Genomic DNA, 15,053 nt, shown 5'->3' with positions numbered 1-15,053 from the left:
AAATTTTTTTCTTTGCATCGTGGCGTCTTTGCGTGAACCCAAACCTTCCTATCCAAATTTTTTTCTCTCCCCAAAAGCCCTATTTTTGCATAGCTTATTTGAAAATTAAACAAAAAGAATATGTCTTCGACAAAATATGATTTGATTGTTTTAGGTTCTGGTCCCGGAGGTTATGTGGCGGCAATCCGCGCTTCACAATTGGGGCTCAAAACTGCTATTGTGGAAGCCGCTGAGTTGGGGGGTATCTGCCTCAACTGGGGTTGTATTCCTACCAAGGCTTTGATCAAAAGTGCACAGGTTTTCGAATATATCAACCATTCGGAAGATTACGGCATCAAGGTAAAAGATGCGGAAGTGGATTTTACCAGCATGATCAAAAGAAGCCGTGACGTAGCAGGTGGCATGTCTAAGGGAGTTCAATTTTTGATGAAAAAGAATAAAATTGATCAAATCCTAGGTTGGGGTAAAGTAAAGCCGGGCAAGAAAGTAGAAGTTGAAGATAAAGATGGTAAGAAGACTACCTATTCTGCAGACAACATCATTATTGCGACAGGTGGTAGAGCGAGAGAATTACCTTCATTGAAGATTGACGACAAAAAGATAGTAGGCTACCGCAAAGCCATGACATTGGATAAAAAGCCAGAGAAAATGGTCGTAGTGGGTTCAGGTGCCATTGGGGTCGAATTTGCCTATGTATACGGTGCTATTGGTGTAGAAGTAACCATTGTTGAATTCATGGATAGGATCGTGCCAAATGAGGACGAAGAAGTATCCAAAGCTTTGGAAAAAATCTACAAAAAGGCAGGTATGAAGATCATGACCAGCACCGAAGTAACTGCGGTAGATACCAAAGGAAAAGGATGTAAAGTCAGCGTAAAAGATAAAAAAGGAAATGAATCTACGATAGAGTGTGATATCGTACTTTCTGCGGTAGGTGTAGTTTCCAATGTGGAAAATATTGGATTGGAAGATGTGGGTATTTTGGTGGACAAAGGTAAAATCCAAGTAGATGAGTACTACAAGACCAATATGCCGGGATACTACGCTATCGGTGACGTGACTCCTGGTCCGGCATTGGCGCACGTGGCTTCAGCTGAAGGAATTATTTGCGTAGAAAAAATAGCAGGGCACCATCCTGATGCCTTAGATTACAATAATATCCCAGGTTGTACTTATTGCAGTCCGGAGATCTCTTCTGTAGGTTACACAGAAGCCAAAGCCAAAGAAGCAGGATATGATATCAAAGTGGGTAAATTTCCTTTTTCAGCTTCTGGTAAGGCTTCAGCTGCCGGAGCCAAAGATGGTTTTGTTAAATTGATCTTTGATGCAAAGTATGGTGAATTGCTTGGCGCACACATGATAGGTGCCAATGTAACAGAAATGATCGCTGAGATTGTGGCTATCCGTAAGCTTGAGACTACAGGAATGGAATTGGTGAAGACTGTTCATCCTCACCCAACCATGTCCGAAGCGATAATGGAAGCAGCCGCAGCTGCATATGATGAGGTGATACATTTATAATTTTAAAAATATCGCTATATTGGAAACACAAGATCAAATATTTGGTCTTGTGTTTTTCTTTTTAAAAGGAATAATGGTTCCATAAAGTAATAAAAATTGGAAGAGAAAGAACTTATAGCCGGACTTAGGGCACGGGATAGAAAGACCGTAGAATATCTCTACGAAAAATATTCCAGGGCACTATTTACGGTCATTGGCAGGATTATCACCGATCCGGATATTGTAGAAGAAGTCTTTCATGACTCCTTCATCAAGATTACCAGAAAAATAGACAGTTATGACGAGTCAAAAGGTCGCTTGTACACTTGGATGGCCAATATTTGCCGAAATGCAGCTATTGATAAAACCAGATCAAAGGAGTTTTCACAAGGCAGTAAGACCAATACGATAGATGACTACGTATATGGATTGGAAAGCGAATCAGGTACATCCGAACTGGTAGATGGAATAGGCGTCAAAGAACTCCTCCTCGACTTGAATGCGGAACAGCGGTTTGTAGTCGAATGCATCTACTTCAAGGGATACACCCACTCCGAGATAGCAGAAGAATTCGACATCCCCTTAGGGACAGTCAAATCGAGAATCCGTGCAGCTATTAATTTATTGAAAAAGAATTTAGAAAAAATCTAGTGGATATTCAAAATTACATATCGACAGGAAAGCTCGAACTCTTTGTTTTAGGAGAATTGAGTGAGAGGGAGAGAGAGGAAGTCATTCGCATGGCCAAAAAATATCCTGAAATCCAGGCCGAACTGGATCAGGTAGAAGCAGCCTTCTTTGAGTTTGATAACAAAACAGGGAAAGCTCCTTCAGCCAAAGTGAAAGCCAAAATCTTTGATTCCCTTGAGGATGATTTTGTTGCTGCAGAAAAATCTTCTGTAGCACCCAAACCAGCCTCCAAAGAGGTGGTTCTTACCCCTTGGAAATCATATTTTGTTGCCGCATGTGTGACAGCTGTGATTGCTACGATAGCAGCGGTTTTCTTTGCCCTTCAATACCAAAACCTGGACAATAGGTTTACCGCATTGTTACAAGAGCAATCAGTACTTGCAGAGGAATTGGATCAATATAAAGTTAACTATGAGCAAGTAGATACCCAGCTTGAAACGCTCCTTGCAGGTAACTTCGAGAGAATCCCAATGAGTGGAGATCCTTTTGAAATCCAAAAAGATGCTGCCATTGATGTTTGGTGGGACCAAGGAAAACAATCTGTGTTTATTTCAGTGAATACATTGGCTGATTTGGATGAAGGTAGAGACTATCAGCTTTGGGCAATCGGAGACGATGGCCCGGTAGGTATAGGATTGATCAATCCAGGCCAGAAATATAGCCTTCAGCAAATGGAAGCTGTGGCTGCAGCAGGTACTTTCGCGGTCACTATAGAGCCGAAAGGTGGTTCCGATAGTCCTACCTTAGAGAATTTGGTAGTGATCGGTAATGTTGGGTGATAAAAATTAAAGACCTTAACCAAATCATATAAAACCCCAAACTGAGCTATAGCTTGGTTTGGGGTTTTCTTTTTCGAATTAAATAATAGGTCCAAAATATATTGAGTATGTTTAAAATAGGATTGATTAATTTAGCCTTTCATTAAAGTAAAGAATGAATGGAACTCCAACTCTCCACACCAGCTTTGTTATTTTCCGCCATCACACTCATGATGCTGGCATTTACCAATAGATTTTTGGCTACTGCTAACCTGATCAGGGGACTGCACAAAAAATATTTGGAAAATCCAGATGAAAAGATCATTATCGGGCAGATCCAAAATCTCAAAAGCCGACTCAGTATGATCAAATACATGCAGCTTTGTGGGGTCCTAAGCTTTTTGCTTTGTGTGATCTGTATGTATCTGATTTTTATCGAAGCACAGCAAGCTGCCAATTATGTATTTATTGGGAGTATGTTCGCACTTTTGGTTTCATTGGCCATTTCTTTTGTGGAAATTATGGTCTCCAATAAAGCACTTAATCTGGAGATTCAGGATATGGAAGACTTATTCCGATCAAGATCTGCCAGCCTTGATTTTTGGTTTAAAAAAGATAAAAATGTTGATGAAAAATAGAGCTTTTCTCATTACAGCTGTATTGGCTGGACTTGCCTTTGTTTCCTGTAAAAAACAAAATCAGGATCAGATTCATATAATTCAAGTTGAAAGCCTTTCAGAAATGGAAGATTTTTACATTTGGACACCTGATCGAATTCCTATGGTCTCTGCACATAGAGGGGGACCATATCCTAGGTTCCCGGAAAACTGCATTGAGACTTTTGAAAACACACTTCTTCATACGCCTTCTATCCTCGAATTTGATGTCGCACTGACCAAAGACTCTGTGATGGTACTCATGCATGACAATACACTGGATAGAACATCTAATGGTACGGGTAAGGTCATTGATCACACCTTTGAAGAAATCAGAGCACTGAGATTGAAGGATAATGATGGGAACTTGACCGATTTCCTTATTCCAACTTTAGAAGAAGTGTTGGAGTGGGGAAAAGGAAAAACAGTTTTTACTGTGGATGTCAAACGTGAGGTACCCTTTGAACTTGTCGTGGAAGCCATCAAAAAATATAATGCCGAACCCTATGCAGCTGTGATTACCTACAGTGTGGGAGCGGCCATAAAAGTGCACCGTTTGCATCCCGAACTGATGCTTTCAGTTACAATCAGGAATGAGGAAGAACTCGAAAGGTTTGAAAATTCCGGTATTCCTGTTGACAGGTGGATAGCTTTTACCGGTCTTTCTGAAAGACCAGCCGAATTCAACCAGATGTTGCATGAAAAAGGAGTCTTTACCATTCTGGGCACCATGGGTAACCTTGACCGGAGTGCCATCGCTCGAGGAGATCAGGTTTATACTGAACTCATCAACAACGGAGCCGACATCCTTGCAACAGATAGGCCGATAGAGGCTGCTGAGGCGATTAGGGGCTTAATACCAGATAAAAGTTCGAAAATGAAATATTTGAAATATCATTGAAATAATTTATAGAAATATAGTAGAAATAACATTTAGTTTTAAGCGTAATGAGGTACTTATAAAAACGTATGATGCTTGATATTATATCACTGAAAGTATATTTCAATTTATTTCACGCAGTATATTTCTACTGCACATCCTTTAAATAGAGCATATGATAATAGATCTAAGAAGTGATACCCTAACTAAACCGACTCAAGGAATGCTGAAAGCCATGTGGGCTGCGGAAATCGGGGATGATGTCTTTGGGGAAGACCCTACGGTGAATGCATTGGAGCAAAAGTTGGCGGAAATGTTTGGCATGGAAGCGGGTTTGTTTTGCCCATCAGGCACCATGACCAATCAGATCGCCATTCGCTTGCATACGGGTTTGCAGACAGAGGTGATTTGCCATAAATATTCACATATCTACCTCTACGAAGGTGGCGGTATCATGTCCAATTCCCATGCTTCTGTGAAGTTGCTGGATGGTGCTTATGGTAAAATCAGTCCTCAGGATATCCTAGATTCCATCAATCCAGATGACGTACATGCACCTGAGACGACATTGGTTTCTTTGGAGAACACGATGAACAAAGGCGGAGGAAGCATTTATACTTTGGAAGAAATCAGGCCTATCAAAGCCATCTGTGAGCAACACGGTTTGAAATTGCATTTGGATGGTGCTCGCATTTTCAATGCTTTGGTAGAATCGGGTGAAAGTCCTAAAGATTGGGGAGCGATGTTTGATACGATTTCCATTTGTTTGAGTAAAGGTTTGGGTTGTCCTGTGGGTTCAGTGTTATTGGGAACTAAAGCTGATATTAAGAGAGCCAGAAAAGTTAGAAAAGCTTTTGGTGGCGGTATGCGTCAGGGAGGTTTCTTGGCGGCAGCGGCAATCTATGCCTTGGATCATCATATTGAGCGATTGAAGGAGGACCATGCAAGGGCGAGAAAATTGGGGGGAATGTTGGACCAACACTCCTTGGTTGCTGAAGTATTCCCTGTCATGACCAATATTGTAATTGCAAAATTGTCTGGAATTACCCCTGCCGAAATGCTGGAAAAGTTAAATGCCCAAGACATCAAGGCTGTCAAATTCGGCAAGGATCAAATCAGGTTTGTGACGCATTTGGATTTTGATGATGAGATGTTGGAGAGATTTGGGGAAAGATTGAAAGATATTGAATAGATATTCACTTCGTGATATTAGGTGGATATTGATGGATATATGCTTCGCTAAATATACTTCGTGAAATAAAGTAGAAATAGCTCAGCCATATATCAATTTCCGCGAAATACTATCAATAATTTCAGATTGGAATTTGATGATATTCAAAGCTTGAATAAAAAATCTGGCAGTGACTAACCTTTAGAGACACAAGGAAGCACTATTTATAACCTTACGTTGTAAACGTAAACCTTTATACGTTTATAATGTAAGATAATTTACTTTTACAAAATAAACTTTATCTTTGTGATGTAAATTACTTATATCCATGGTTTTTAAGGAAGATATAGAAGCCGCATACGATGGTCAAAAACGTGTTTTAGCCAAAGATTTTGGTTTCATCAAACGTGACACGTTAGAGATATTCAAACCATCCTCTACTCATGTCGAGGTGATTTCAGGTATAAGAAGATCTGGAAAGAGTACCCTGATGCGACAGATAGTCAAAAAATATTTTGAAAAAGTCGCCTATTTTAATTTTGAAGATTCAAGAGTATTTGGTTTTGAAGTAGGGGACTTCTCAAAGTTAGATGAAATCATGGGAGAGGATGTAGAAGCTTACTTTTTTGATGAAATCCAGAACGTGGAGGGTTGGGAGATTTTTGTGAGACAGCTACATGAAAGAGTGGAGAAAGTATTTGTCACAGGTTCGAATGCTTCACTTTTGAGCAGAGAAATGGGTACAAGATTGACCGGTAGATATCTCAGTCATGAAGTATTCCCCTTTTCATATAAAGAATACCTCACATTTTTAGGCCTAGATGATAGTCAGGAAAATTTCAATGACTATGTGGTCAAAGGTGGCTTTCCCGAATTCCTAAGAGATCAAAATCCTGAAATACTTCAGATGTTACTGAAAGACATCTTGTATAGGGATATAGCTATCAGGTATGGGATAAAAAATACCCATGTCCTGATGGATATCGCTCTTTTTCTAATATCCAATATTGGGAAAGAGGTAAGTTTCAACGGTATCCGTAATACGTTCAATGTCGGTTCTCCTACCACTGTATCAGATTACCTGTCTTGGATGGAAGATTCCTATTTGCTGTTTTTCCTACCACGTTTCAGTTGGTCCTCTAAAAGTATATCGAAAAATCCCAAGAAAGTTTATTGCATTGATAACGGATTTGCCAAATCCAATTCATTGAGTTTTACAAAGGATAAGGGTAGGCTTTTGGAGAATCTTGTTTATTTGAATTTCAGGAAAAAAAACAAAAAGCTGTATTACTTCAAAGATAGGCAGGAGTGTGATTTTGTGGTTTTTGAGGGCTCTGTTTGTAAATGGCTGATACAGGTTACGGAAAATCTACATCCCGATAATAGGGATAGGGAAGTGGCTGGTTTGGTTGAGGCAATGAATTTTTTTGAAATGGATAAGGGCTTTATTATCACTTTGACACAAAATGACCAGTTGATTGTAAATGAAAAGTCAATCATAATTCAAGATGTAAGGGCATTTTTTGAGCTTTTACAATAGATTTTGATCTGTTTCAGGAGGAATTGGAGAAAGCGGTTAAAGGTTCTGAACTATAAGTCAATAATGGTATCTGCACTGCATTATGATGAGCGAGTCATCTTCTAGCTTATAGATCAACCTATGTTCAAGGTCAATCCTTCTCGACCACCAGCCTGAAAGATGATGTTTCAAAGGCTCAGGTTTACCCAAACCTTCAAAGGGTGATCTTTGGGCATCCTTGATTAACAAATTAATTTTTTTCAAAGTTTTTTTATCCTGTTGCTGCCAAAATAAGTAATCTTCCCAGGCAGAATCTAAAAAAATAATTTTCATAAGAGTTATTCAATTAGTGACCTTTCCTGTCCTTTCATATTTTCATATTCTTTAAGCCCTTTCATCAATCTTTCCGCATTTTTTGGGCTTTTAAGCAGATAAAAAGTCTCTTGCATGCTTTCGTAATCTGATTTTGAAAGTACTACAACATCCTCACCATTTGACCTTGTTACGAATAAGGGTTCTTTGTCTATAAAAACTTTATCTAAAAATGATTTTAGGTTTTGCCTGAAATTGGAATAGCTAGTGATTTCCATAGTTTTAATTTTTTCACAAGATAAAAACAGTATTTTTATTGTACAATTTGTTGTACTCTTTCTTAGTGATTAAGTTTTCTTTGCACACCTTTATTCGTGCAATTATCCCGCAAAGCCAAAGCATATTGTTAATTTGCATTTTTATAAATCCAAATGAAAAATGAGCAATACCCCACTGGCAGAAAGAATGCGTCCGACAAGTTTGGAAGAACTTATTGGACAGGAACACCTTTCGGCGCCAACTTCTTTTTTGCATAAAGCCATAAAATCCGGTAATGTGCCCTCGCTGATCCTTTGGGGACCTCCGGGAGTGGGCAAGACCACCATTGCCAATATCATAGCCAATGAAATAAAAGCTCCTTTTTATACTTTGAGTGCGATCAGCTCTGGAGTGAAGGATATCCGTGAAGTAATCGAGAAAGCTAGGTTTCAAATGGGCGTGGTACTTTTTATTGATGAAATCCACCGCTTCAACAAATCTCAACAAGATGCCTTATTGGGAGCGGTAGAGAAAGGTGTGATCCGCTTGATAGGAGCAACAACTGAAAACCCATCTTTTGAAGTCAATGCTGCCTTGCTTTCAAGGTGTCAGGTTTTCACTTTAAATCCACTGGGCAAATCTGAATTGGAAGGTATGCTGGTTCAGGCTTTGGAAAAGGATATTCTGCTAAAAAAGAAAACTGTTGAGTTAAAAGAAACTGAAGCTTTGTTGAGGCTGTCTGGAGGAGATGGCCGGAAATTATTGAACCTGTTTGAAATTGTCATCGAAGGAATCAATGAAGAGCCCTGTGTGATTACAAATGAAATCGTGACCACCATCGCGCAGCAAAAAGTAGCTTTGTATGACAAGTCAGGCGAACAACATTATGACATCATTTCTGCTTTTATCAAATCCATCCGGGGGTCTGATCCCAATGCAGCGGTGTATTGGTTGGCGAGAATGATAGAGGGGGGAGAAGATGTGAAGTTTATCGCACGCCGCTTAGTCATTCTGGCCTCTGAAGATGTTGGCAATGCCAATCCAAATGCTTTGTTATTGGCAACCAATTGTTTTGAAGCAGTGAAAATCATAGGTTATCCAGAGGCAAGAATAATTCTTTCTCAGTGCGTCACGTATTTGGCAAGCAGCCCTAAAAGCAATGCCTCTTATATGGCGATCAATAAAGCGCAGGCCTTGGTTAGAGAAAAAGGCGACCTTTCTGTTCCACTGCACTTGCGCAATGCTCCAACCAAGTTGATGAAAGATCTCAACTATGGCAAGGAGTATAAGTATTCACATGACTATGAAGGGAATTTTGTAGCTCAGGAATTTTTGCCTGATGAAATCAAGAACTCCAAACTCTATGACCCAGGCAATAATGCCCGTGAAAATGAACTCAGAAAGTATTTGAATTCCAGATGGAAAGGGAAGTATGGGTATTAGGATTTATATATATAGGAAACTCTCCCACTATTGAAATGAGACCTGTTATAGGTTAATTTCGATCCACCACGGCGGACAAGTTATTCATTGATATTTGATATTAATAGATATTGACTCGAAGCAATCCTTAATTAAAAAAAATGTGCTAAAGTCAAAGCTGAGTAGGGTAATAGGTTTGTTTAAGCGTCTTTAAAAAATTCGTCCAAATCCAGTTCAAAACCGGGAATCACGGAAGACCTCGCTACATCACCTTCGGTCATCCAGCGCGAGGCAGAATATTTTCCTTGGGTCAAGGTGTAGATCAAAACAGTTTTCCCTTCCGGATCCACGATCCAATATTCTTTTACACCTGATTCCTCATATACTTCATATTTTCGCTGAAGTTCCATCTGCTTATTGCCTGGAGAAAGTACTTCCACCACGAGATCAGGGGCACCCACACAGCCTTTGTCATCCAATTTTTCCAAGTCACAAACCACGCAGATATCCGGTTGCACCACAGTATGGATATGTTCGTCTTTTTTGGACTTGACCGGAAGTCTCACATCGAATGGTGCAATATAGGCCTGGCACTTTTTTCCTTTCAAAAAAAGATTCATTTCAGTGTAAAGGTTTCCTGTCAGCCATTGATGAATTCTTCGTGGAGCAGCAGCGGTTTTTTTGAAAATCTTGCCCTTGATCAGCTCGACCATTTCCTCCATCTCCCAGGTCAGGTAGTCGGCGTAGGAATATTTCCCGTAACTCAAATCGGGCTCTTTTACCAATGATTTAGACGCCTCTTTTTCCATAGTTGAATTTACTAAAATTGACGTCAGTTATCAAACTGGATTCATTAAACCTGCCAGCTTTCTTACTGATATGATTTAATTTAAAGCTGATAAAGCTTAAAAACCTGGCAGGTTTTTCACTAATTCAACCCTTGAATCCCGAAAAGCCTCTTGAAATATCCTAATATCTATTTAGTATCCATCAATATCCATTGATCCCCTTTTTTAGAGGCGAGTTAATTCAAGCGGAATACTACATCTTAATTTCTAAAGGAACCTGAATTCATCCACCTTCTCAATTTTCTGTTTGAGATCAGCGATGTTGATGCTGTCCTTGATGCCGTTGTCACGGATGACTTTTTTGTCTTTGAGGTTTTTACTTATCCGTTTCAATTGACTAAAAAACCAGAATAAACTTTTTTGTATTGTCAAAAATGAGCCTCTGTAACACAAAGGATGTTTGTGGGTTTTCTGAACTTAATTGATCCTCAACCAACATCTTTTTTCCAATTCTTTTTGATTTATTTAATTTCTTAGTTTATTTAAGTATTGTTTTCAAGAAACTTGTATGAATTTGAGATTAATTGTTGTTTTGGTTCTTTTGACTGGATTGGCTTCTTCCTGTTCTGAGGAAAAGACTACTTCGCAGGAACAGCCTATGGATAGCTTTCGAAGTGAAGTGGAACCTACTCCGGTGAGGGTTGCTGTCTCCGAAAAACGAACTTTTGACTACCTCATCAATGCCTCGGGGAAAATCGAAGCACTGGATCAACTCAAGGTGATTTTTGAAAGGTCAGGCTATCTGACTGAGTTGGCCGTGAAAGAAGGCGATTATGTGGAAAAAGGAAAAGTGCTGGCCAAGTTGGATCAGACAGAAAGCCTTTTCAAACTCGAAAAAGCCAAAATCAACCTTAAAAATGCTGAAGCCACCTACCAGTCAGAGATTCTTAGTTTTGATGGAATTTTCACATCAGGTGATTCTGTAAGGATAATCCCAGTTAGGGATCAGTTGATGGCCAAAAGTGGATTGTTTACCGCACAATTGGAACTGAAAGAAGCCGAACTCGAACTTGAAAAAAGCATCATCAAGGCCCCTACTTCCGGAAGGGTTGCTGATCTTCAATCCAAAACAGGTTCATTGGTCAGTGCAGGCGATGAATTATTGGAAATCATTAACCCTTCTCAGCTGGAACTCAAGGTCAAAGTATTGGAATCTGATATTCATATGATCGGAATGGGTCAGGTAGCTGAAATTACCCCTGTAGGTTCTGGTGGAGGAGTATATACAGGAAAAGTACGCAGCATCAATCCCAAGGTGGATGAAAACGGATTGGTTCAGGTAGGCATACAAGTGACGGATGGCAAAGGACTTTTGCCGGGAATGAATGCCAGGGCCATTATCAAAGCACCGCAAAACAACAGCATAGTAGTGCCCAAGCAAGCAGTAGTATCCAGGTCAGGCAGGCCTGTGGTCTTCACTGTGGTCAATGGCAATGAATCCAAGTGGAATTATGTGGAGGCTGGAAAAGACAATGGCCGTGAAGTAGAGGTATTGAGTGGGATTGAAGCAGGGGAAACCGTGATTATCAGCAATAATCTTCAATTGGCACATCAGGCGCCTGTACAGGTGGTAAAGGAATAGGCTTATGGTAAGGTTTTTATTGGCAAGACCTATTGCAGTGCTGATGACATTTTTGGCCTTGATGGTTTTTTCAGTCATCGTTTTCCGTACACTTCCGATTTCGTTGCTGCCTCCCATTGACGTTCCTCAGATTCTGGTCAAAGTCAATTACCCCAATGCTTCCCCTGAGGCCATCGAGCAAAATGTGCTTTCTCCTATCCGTGAAGGTCTAATGACGCTAGGTGGCTTGGAAGATATGGACAGCAAGGCGGGTTCGGAAGTGGGGACTATCAGGCTGACGTTTGATTATGGTACCAGAATGGAACTGGCCTATATAGAAGTCAATGAAAAAATTGACCGCTTGACCAATACCTTGCCATCTGACCTCAGCCGCCCACAAGTCATCCGAATCAATACCAATGATATTCCTGTCGTAAGGGTGCAGGTAGTGCCCAAGGAAGGATTTGATTTTACAGAAGTCAGTTTGCTTACAGAAAATGTCCTCAAGAAAAGACTGGAGCAGTTGGAGGGAGTTTCTTTGGTAGATATCAATGGGAAAAAAGAACGGATGATTACTGTCAGCCCAAAGATTGAAATCCTCCGCGGGCTTGGAATGACTGAAGAAAACGTCATCAATGCCGTCAAATATGGCAATGAGGAACTTCCGGGAATTTCGGTAGAAGATGGGCAGTTTCGGTATTATTTGAGGTTGGCCACAAGGGTGGATAGTCCTGAAGATATCATGAAACTTCCAGTGACTTCTTCCGAAGGTGTCACGGTGGATTTAAGTACGGTAGCCACTGTACAATATGAGACGAGTGAACCTTTGGGTTACCACCTTTTTGGGCAAGAAGAAGGCTTGGTCATCACGGTACACAAACAAGCTGCTGCCAAAATGAATGAATTGCTGCCTAAAATCTATGAGGCGGTGGAAATCTTCAAAACTGATTATCCGCAGGTGGCATTTGAGATGACCCAAGACCAGTCGGTTTTGCTCAATGCAGGGATCAGCAATCTACAAACCAGTTTGCTTTTTGGAGGTCTTTTCGCCTTTGGGGTTTTGTTTGTTTTTATGGGGAATTACCGAACCCCCATCATCATTGGACTATCACTGCCCTCTTCTCTGATCATCAGCTTTCTGGTATTCTATTTCTTCGATATCTCCATCAATGTGATTTCCCTTTCAGGCCTTGCTTTGGGTTTGGGGATGCTGATTGACAATTCCATCATCGTATTGGATAATATCACCAGAAAGAGAAAAGAAGGTTTACCGCTTTTTGAAGCCTGTGTGGAAGGAGTCAACGAAGTCATGTCTGCCTTGATCAGCTCCGTGCTGACGACTTTGGCGGTATTTGTTCCGTTGGTTTTTCTTTCAGGAATTTCCGGAGCCCTGTTCTTTGATCAGGCGGTGGCTGTAGCGGCTATCTTGGGCGTGTCTCTATTGGTGGCATTTATCTTTTTGCCCATGCTCTATAGATTCTTCTTCCGAAATCATCCAAAAGACAAACCCATACAAGAAGACTCTAGGTTATTTATCAAGATTTTGGGAGGGTATAAAAAGTTATACAAAAAGATCTTCAGTAATAGAAAACTCAGTTTTGTCCTTTTTGTGGTGTTGATTCCGGCTGGATTGGCTTTGGCCTTGCTGTTGGAAACCAGAGGCCTTCCTCCGATAGAGAAAACAGATGCAATTTTGACCGTCAACTGGAATGAACCGATTGGTGTTATCCAAAACCGAGACCGTGTACTTTCTCTGTTGGAAGCAATGAGCGGAAAATACCTCAAGGCTGAAAGTGATGTTGGCGTGAGACAGTTTTTATTGTTTGATGGTGAAAGTTCTTTGCAGGAATCAACCCTTTATTTCCTTTTTGAAAATCAAGAACAAAAGGAGGATCAAATGCTTCGTATGGAACAATTGATTCAGGAAAATTTTTCCAATGCAGTGGTGCAAACAGAAGATGCTCCGAATGCTTTTGACCAACTTTTCGCTTCCAACTTGCCGTATTACGAAGTCAGGTGGAAAGACCTGACCACCAAAAAACCTGTTGGAGAGGCTGAAATGGATACATGGTTGGGAGAGTTTCCAGTAGAGGACTTTTCTAGAGGACCTGGATTGCAAAAAGAAGCCTCGGTAGTATTCAGGCTGAAGTCAACTGAAATGGCCACTTATGGTGTCAACCCCAATGACCTTCAGGAAAAGGTAAAACGACTTTTCGGCGTGTATGGCATTACAGACATCAAAAGGTTTGGTGAAATCACCCCGATTAAGTTAAAAGCGGATAAAAGAGATTTCGAAGATTTGTTGCGCAATTCCTATATCCAAGGCAAGGACGGGCAGGAATATGCTTTGGCTAATTTTATCCGTTTTGAATATGAAAACCATTACAAATTTGTTACAGCGGACAAAGGAGGGGTTTTCCAATCCTTGTATTTGGAAGAAAATGAGCCTGCCCAGTACAATCAGGAAATCCTGAATTGGGGTAACCAGAGAAACCTTGGGGTTTCATTTGTTGGACAATATTTTAAAGACAGAGAGACCATCAGTGAGTTGTTGGGGATATTGATGGTGGCGGTGCTGCTGCTCTACTTTATTTTGGCGGCACAGTTTGAGAGCTTTGTGCAGCCTTTGGTGGTGATATTCACTTTGCCTCTGGGAATTGCAGGTGCATTTACTGTCTTGCTCTTGACCGGGACCTCGCTGAATGTCATGTCAGCTATAGGTTTGGTCGTGATGTTGGGGATTATGGTCAATGATGCCATTCTAAAAATTGATACCATCAACCGACTTAGGGTTAAATATGTGGATACACTTTCTCCGGCAAAAGCCTTGGAACAAGCCATGTATGAAGCAGGAGAAATCCGACTCAAACCGATACTGATGACCTCAGTTACAACTATTCTGGCTTTGTTGCCAGTGGTTTTCAGTTCAGGTTTGGGAGCTGACCTTCAGCGTCCATTGGTGTTTTCCGTGATTGGAGGATTGACCATCGGCACCTTTACGGCGATGTACTTTGTGCCATTGGCGTATTGGGTTTTGGCGAGGGGAAAGGCGGAAGTTTAGATTTTAGATTTAAGAAATCTGTAGGTTAAGAGTTGAGGACAGGATGAAGAATGACAGAATATTTACGAATGAAGACCTGCCTGTCCGTTAGGCAGATTTACGAATTAAGAAGCCTTTTTTGGTAGGATGGTTGAATGGACTTGCAAACGAGGAATTAGGAATTGAAATGTTGAAAGCCTGCCCTGGAGTATTTCGGGGATGTTGGGTGAAAGGAAGAATTCTTGAACGATCCCATCTTAATGACGATGAATCAATGCCATAGGCATGACCGAAATAATAGCCCGGTAATTTATTGCCGGGATCAGAAATTAATGGAGGAGTGATATAGTGCCGTAGGCACGGACGATATTAAATAACAGACAAAAGTAGTAAGCCAATTTACAAATGACGACCTGCCTATCCGTTAGGCAGGTTTAC

14 protein-coding genes are annotated in these 15,053 nt (G+C 40.7%); 10 read left to right on the top strand and 4 right to left on the bottom strand.

The genetic code is table 11. From position 1 onward, the window contains the following. The first annotated feature begins 120 nt into the window (after nucleotides 1-120). From lpdA to CLW00_RS14785, 7 genes are all read left to right on the top strand, one after another. Nucleotides 121-1,521 carry a dihydrolipoyl dehydrogenase gene (gene lpdA / locus CLW00_RS14815; protein WP_106134469.1) on the top strand — a complete coding sequence of 467 codons (1,401 nt, stop codon included), beginning with the start codon at nucleotides 121-123 and terminating at the stop codon, nucleotides 1,519-1,521. Nucleotides 1,522-1,617: 96 nt separating this feature from the next. After that, entirely contained in the window at nucleotides 1,618-2,151 is a 534-nt protein-coding gene (locus CLW00_RS14810) for an RNA polymerase sigma factor (protein WP_106134468.1), read from the top strand. Continuing rightward, nucleotides 2,151-2,969, top strand: a complete 819-nt coding sequence (locus CLW00_RS14805; protein ID WP_106134467.1) for an anti-sigma factor — start codon at nucleotides 2,151-2,153, stop codon at nucleotides 2,967-2,969. The genes CLW00_RS14810 and CLW00_RS14805 overlap by 1 nt, the downstream gene beginning before the upstream one ends. 158 nt (nucleotides 2,970-3,127) lie before the next feature. Then, complete coding sequence (locus CLW00_RS14800) at nucleotides 3,128-3,586, top strand: DUF2721 domain-containing protein (protein WP_106134466.1); 459 nt, start codon at nucleotides 3,128-3,130, stop codon at nucleotides 3,584-3,586. Next, nucleotides 3,576-4,505 (top strand): glycerophosphodiester phosphodiesterase family protein, encoded by a 930-nt coding sequence (locus tag CLW00_RS14795; protein ID WP_106134497.1) that lies wholly within the window; start codon nucleotides 3,576-3,578, stop codon nucleotides 4,503-4,505. Before CLW00_RS14800 ends, CLW00_RS14795 begins: the two co-directional genes overlap by 11 nt. Before the next feature lie 154 nt (nucleotides 4,506-4,659). Beyond that, on the top strand, nucleotides 4,660-5,676 hold the full coding sequence (locus CLW00_RS14790; protein WP_106134465.1) for a threonine aldolase family protein: 1,017 nt from the start codon (nucleotides 4,660-4,662) through the stop codon (nucleotides 5,674-5,676). A 307-nt stretch (nucleotides 5,677-5,983) separates the two neighbouring features. Continuing rightward, nucleotides 5,984-7,195, top strand: coding sequence for an ATP-binding protein (locus CLW00_RS14785; RefSeq protein ID WP_106134464.1), 1,212 nt, complete (start codon nucleotides 5,984-5,986; stop codon nucleotides 7,193-7,195). Between the two features lie 57 nt (nucleotides 7,196-7,252). On the opposite strand, the gene CLW00_RS14780 is transcribed toward CLW00_RS14785, so the two are convergent. Next, nucleotides 7,253-7,507, bottom strand: coding sequence for a Txe/YoeB family addiction module toxin (locus CLW00_RS14780; protein ID WP_106134463.1), 255 nt, complete (start codon nucleotides 7,505-7,507; stop codon nucleotides 7,253-7,255). Between the two features lie 5 nt (nucleotides 7,508-7,512). Continuing rightward, nucleotides 7,513-7,764 carry a type II toxin-antitoxin system Phd/YefM family antitoxin gene (locus tag CLW00_RS14775; RefSeq protein ID WP_106134462.1) on the bottom strand — a complete coding sequence of 84 codons (252 nt, stop codon included), beginning with the start codon at nucleotides 7,762-7,764 and terminating at the stop codon, nucleotides 7,513-7,515. A 160-nt stretch (nucleotides 7,765-7,924) separates the two neighbouring features. Between CLW00_RS14775 and CLW00_RS14770 the strand changes: the two genes are divergently transcribed. Next, nucleotides 7,925-9,187 (top strand): replication-associated recombination protein A, encoded by a 1,263-nt coding sequence (locus CLW00_RS14770; protein ID WP_106134461.1) that lies wholly within the window; start codon nucleotides 7,925-7,927, stop codon nucleotides 9,185-9,187. Nucleotides 9,188-9,366: 179 nt separating this feature from the next. Here CLW00_RS14770 and CLW00_RS14765 read toward each other — a convergent pair whose 3' ends face one another. After that, on the bottom strand, nucleotides 9,367-9,975 hold the full coding sequence (locus CLW00_RS14765; protein WP_106134460.1) for a Uma2 family endonuclease: 609 nt from the start codon (nucleotides 9,973-9,975) through the stop codon (nucleotides 9,367-9,369). 246 nt (nucleotides 9,976-10,221) lie between these two features. After that, nucleotides 10,222-10,347, bottom strand: coding sequence for a hypothetical protein (locus tag CLW00_RS21760; protein WP_281257442.1), 126 nt, complete (start codon nucleotides 10,345-10,347; stop codon nucleotides 10,222-10,224). 175 nt (nucleotides 10,348-10,522) lie between these two features. Here CLW00_RS21760 and CLW00_RS14760 point away from each other — a divergent pair, with 175 nt between their 5' ends. Continuing rightward, on the top strand, nucleotides 10,523-11,596 hold the full coding sequence (locus tag CLW00_RS14760; RefSeq protein ID WP_106134459.1) for an efflux RND transporter periplasmic adaptor subunit: 1,074 nt from the start codon (nucleotides 10,523-10,525) through the stop codon (nucleotides 11,594-11,596). Between the two features lie 4 nt (nucleotides 11,597-11,600). Further along, nucleotides 11,601-14,636, top strand: coding sequence for an efflux RND transporter permease subunit (locus CLW00_RS14755; RefSeq protein ID WP_106134458.1), 3,036 nt, complete (start codon nucleotides 11,601-11,603; stop codon nucleotides 14,634-14,636). Nucleotides 14,637-15,053 lie beyond the last annotated feature (417 nt).

This window comes from Mongoliibacter ruber, from assembly GCF_003003005.1.
Lineage (GTDB): Bacteria > Bacteroidota > Bacteroidia > Cytophagales > Cyclobacteriaceae > Mongoliibacter > Mongoliibacter ruber.
Note: the sequence above shows the minus strand (reverse complement) of the source record. Positions and strands in the feature narration are given on the sequence as shown.

Excerpts from the sequence above, each read along its gene's own strand:
- lpdA (WP_106134469.1), top strand. The coding sequence starts at position 121 with ATGTCTTCGACAAAATATGATTTGATTGTTTTAGGTTCTGGTCCCGGA.
- CLW00_RS14800 (WP_106134466.1), top strand. The coding sequence starts at position 3,128 with ATGGAACTCCAACTCTCCACACCAGCTTTGTTATTTTCCGCCATCACA.
- CLW00_RS14795 (WP_106134497.1), top strand. The coding sequence starts at position 3,576 with ATGAAAAATAGAGCTTTTCTCATTACAGCTGTATTGGCTGGACTTGCC.
- CLW00_RS14790 (WP_106134465.1), top strand. The coding sequence starts at position 4,660 with ATGATAATAGATCTAAGAAGTGATACCCTAACTAAACCGACTCAAGGA.
- CLW00_RS14785 (WP_106134464.1), top strand. The coding sequence starts at position 5,984 with ATGGTTTTTAAGGAAGATATAGAAGCCGCATACGATGGTCAAAAACGT.
- CLW00_RS14780 (WP_106134463.1), bottom strand. The coding sequence starts at position 7,507 with ATGAAAATTATTTTTTTAGATTCTGCCTGGGAAGATTACTTATTTTGG.
- CLW00_RS14775 (WP_106134462.1), bottom strand. The coding sequence starts at position 7,764 with ATGGAAATCACTAGCTATTCCAATTTCAGGCAAAACCTAAAATCATTT.
- CLW00_RS14770 (WP_106134461.1), top strand. The coding sequence starts at position 7,925 with ATGAGCAATACCCCACTGGCAGAAAGAATGCGTCCGACAAGTTTGGAA.
- CLW00_RS14765 (WP_106134460.1), bottom strand. The coding sequence starts at position 9,975 with ATGGAAAAAGAGGCGTCTAAATCATTGGTAAAAGAGCCCGATTTGAGT.
- CLW00_RS14760 (WP_106134459.1), top strand. The coding sequence starts at position 10,523 with ATGAATTTGAGATTAATTGTTGTTTTGGTTCTTTTGACTGGATTGGCT.
- CLW00_RS14755 (WP_106134458.1), top strand. The coding sequence starts at position 11,601 with ATGGTAAGGTTTTTATTGGCAAGACCTATTGCAGTGCTGATGACATTT.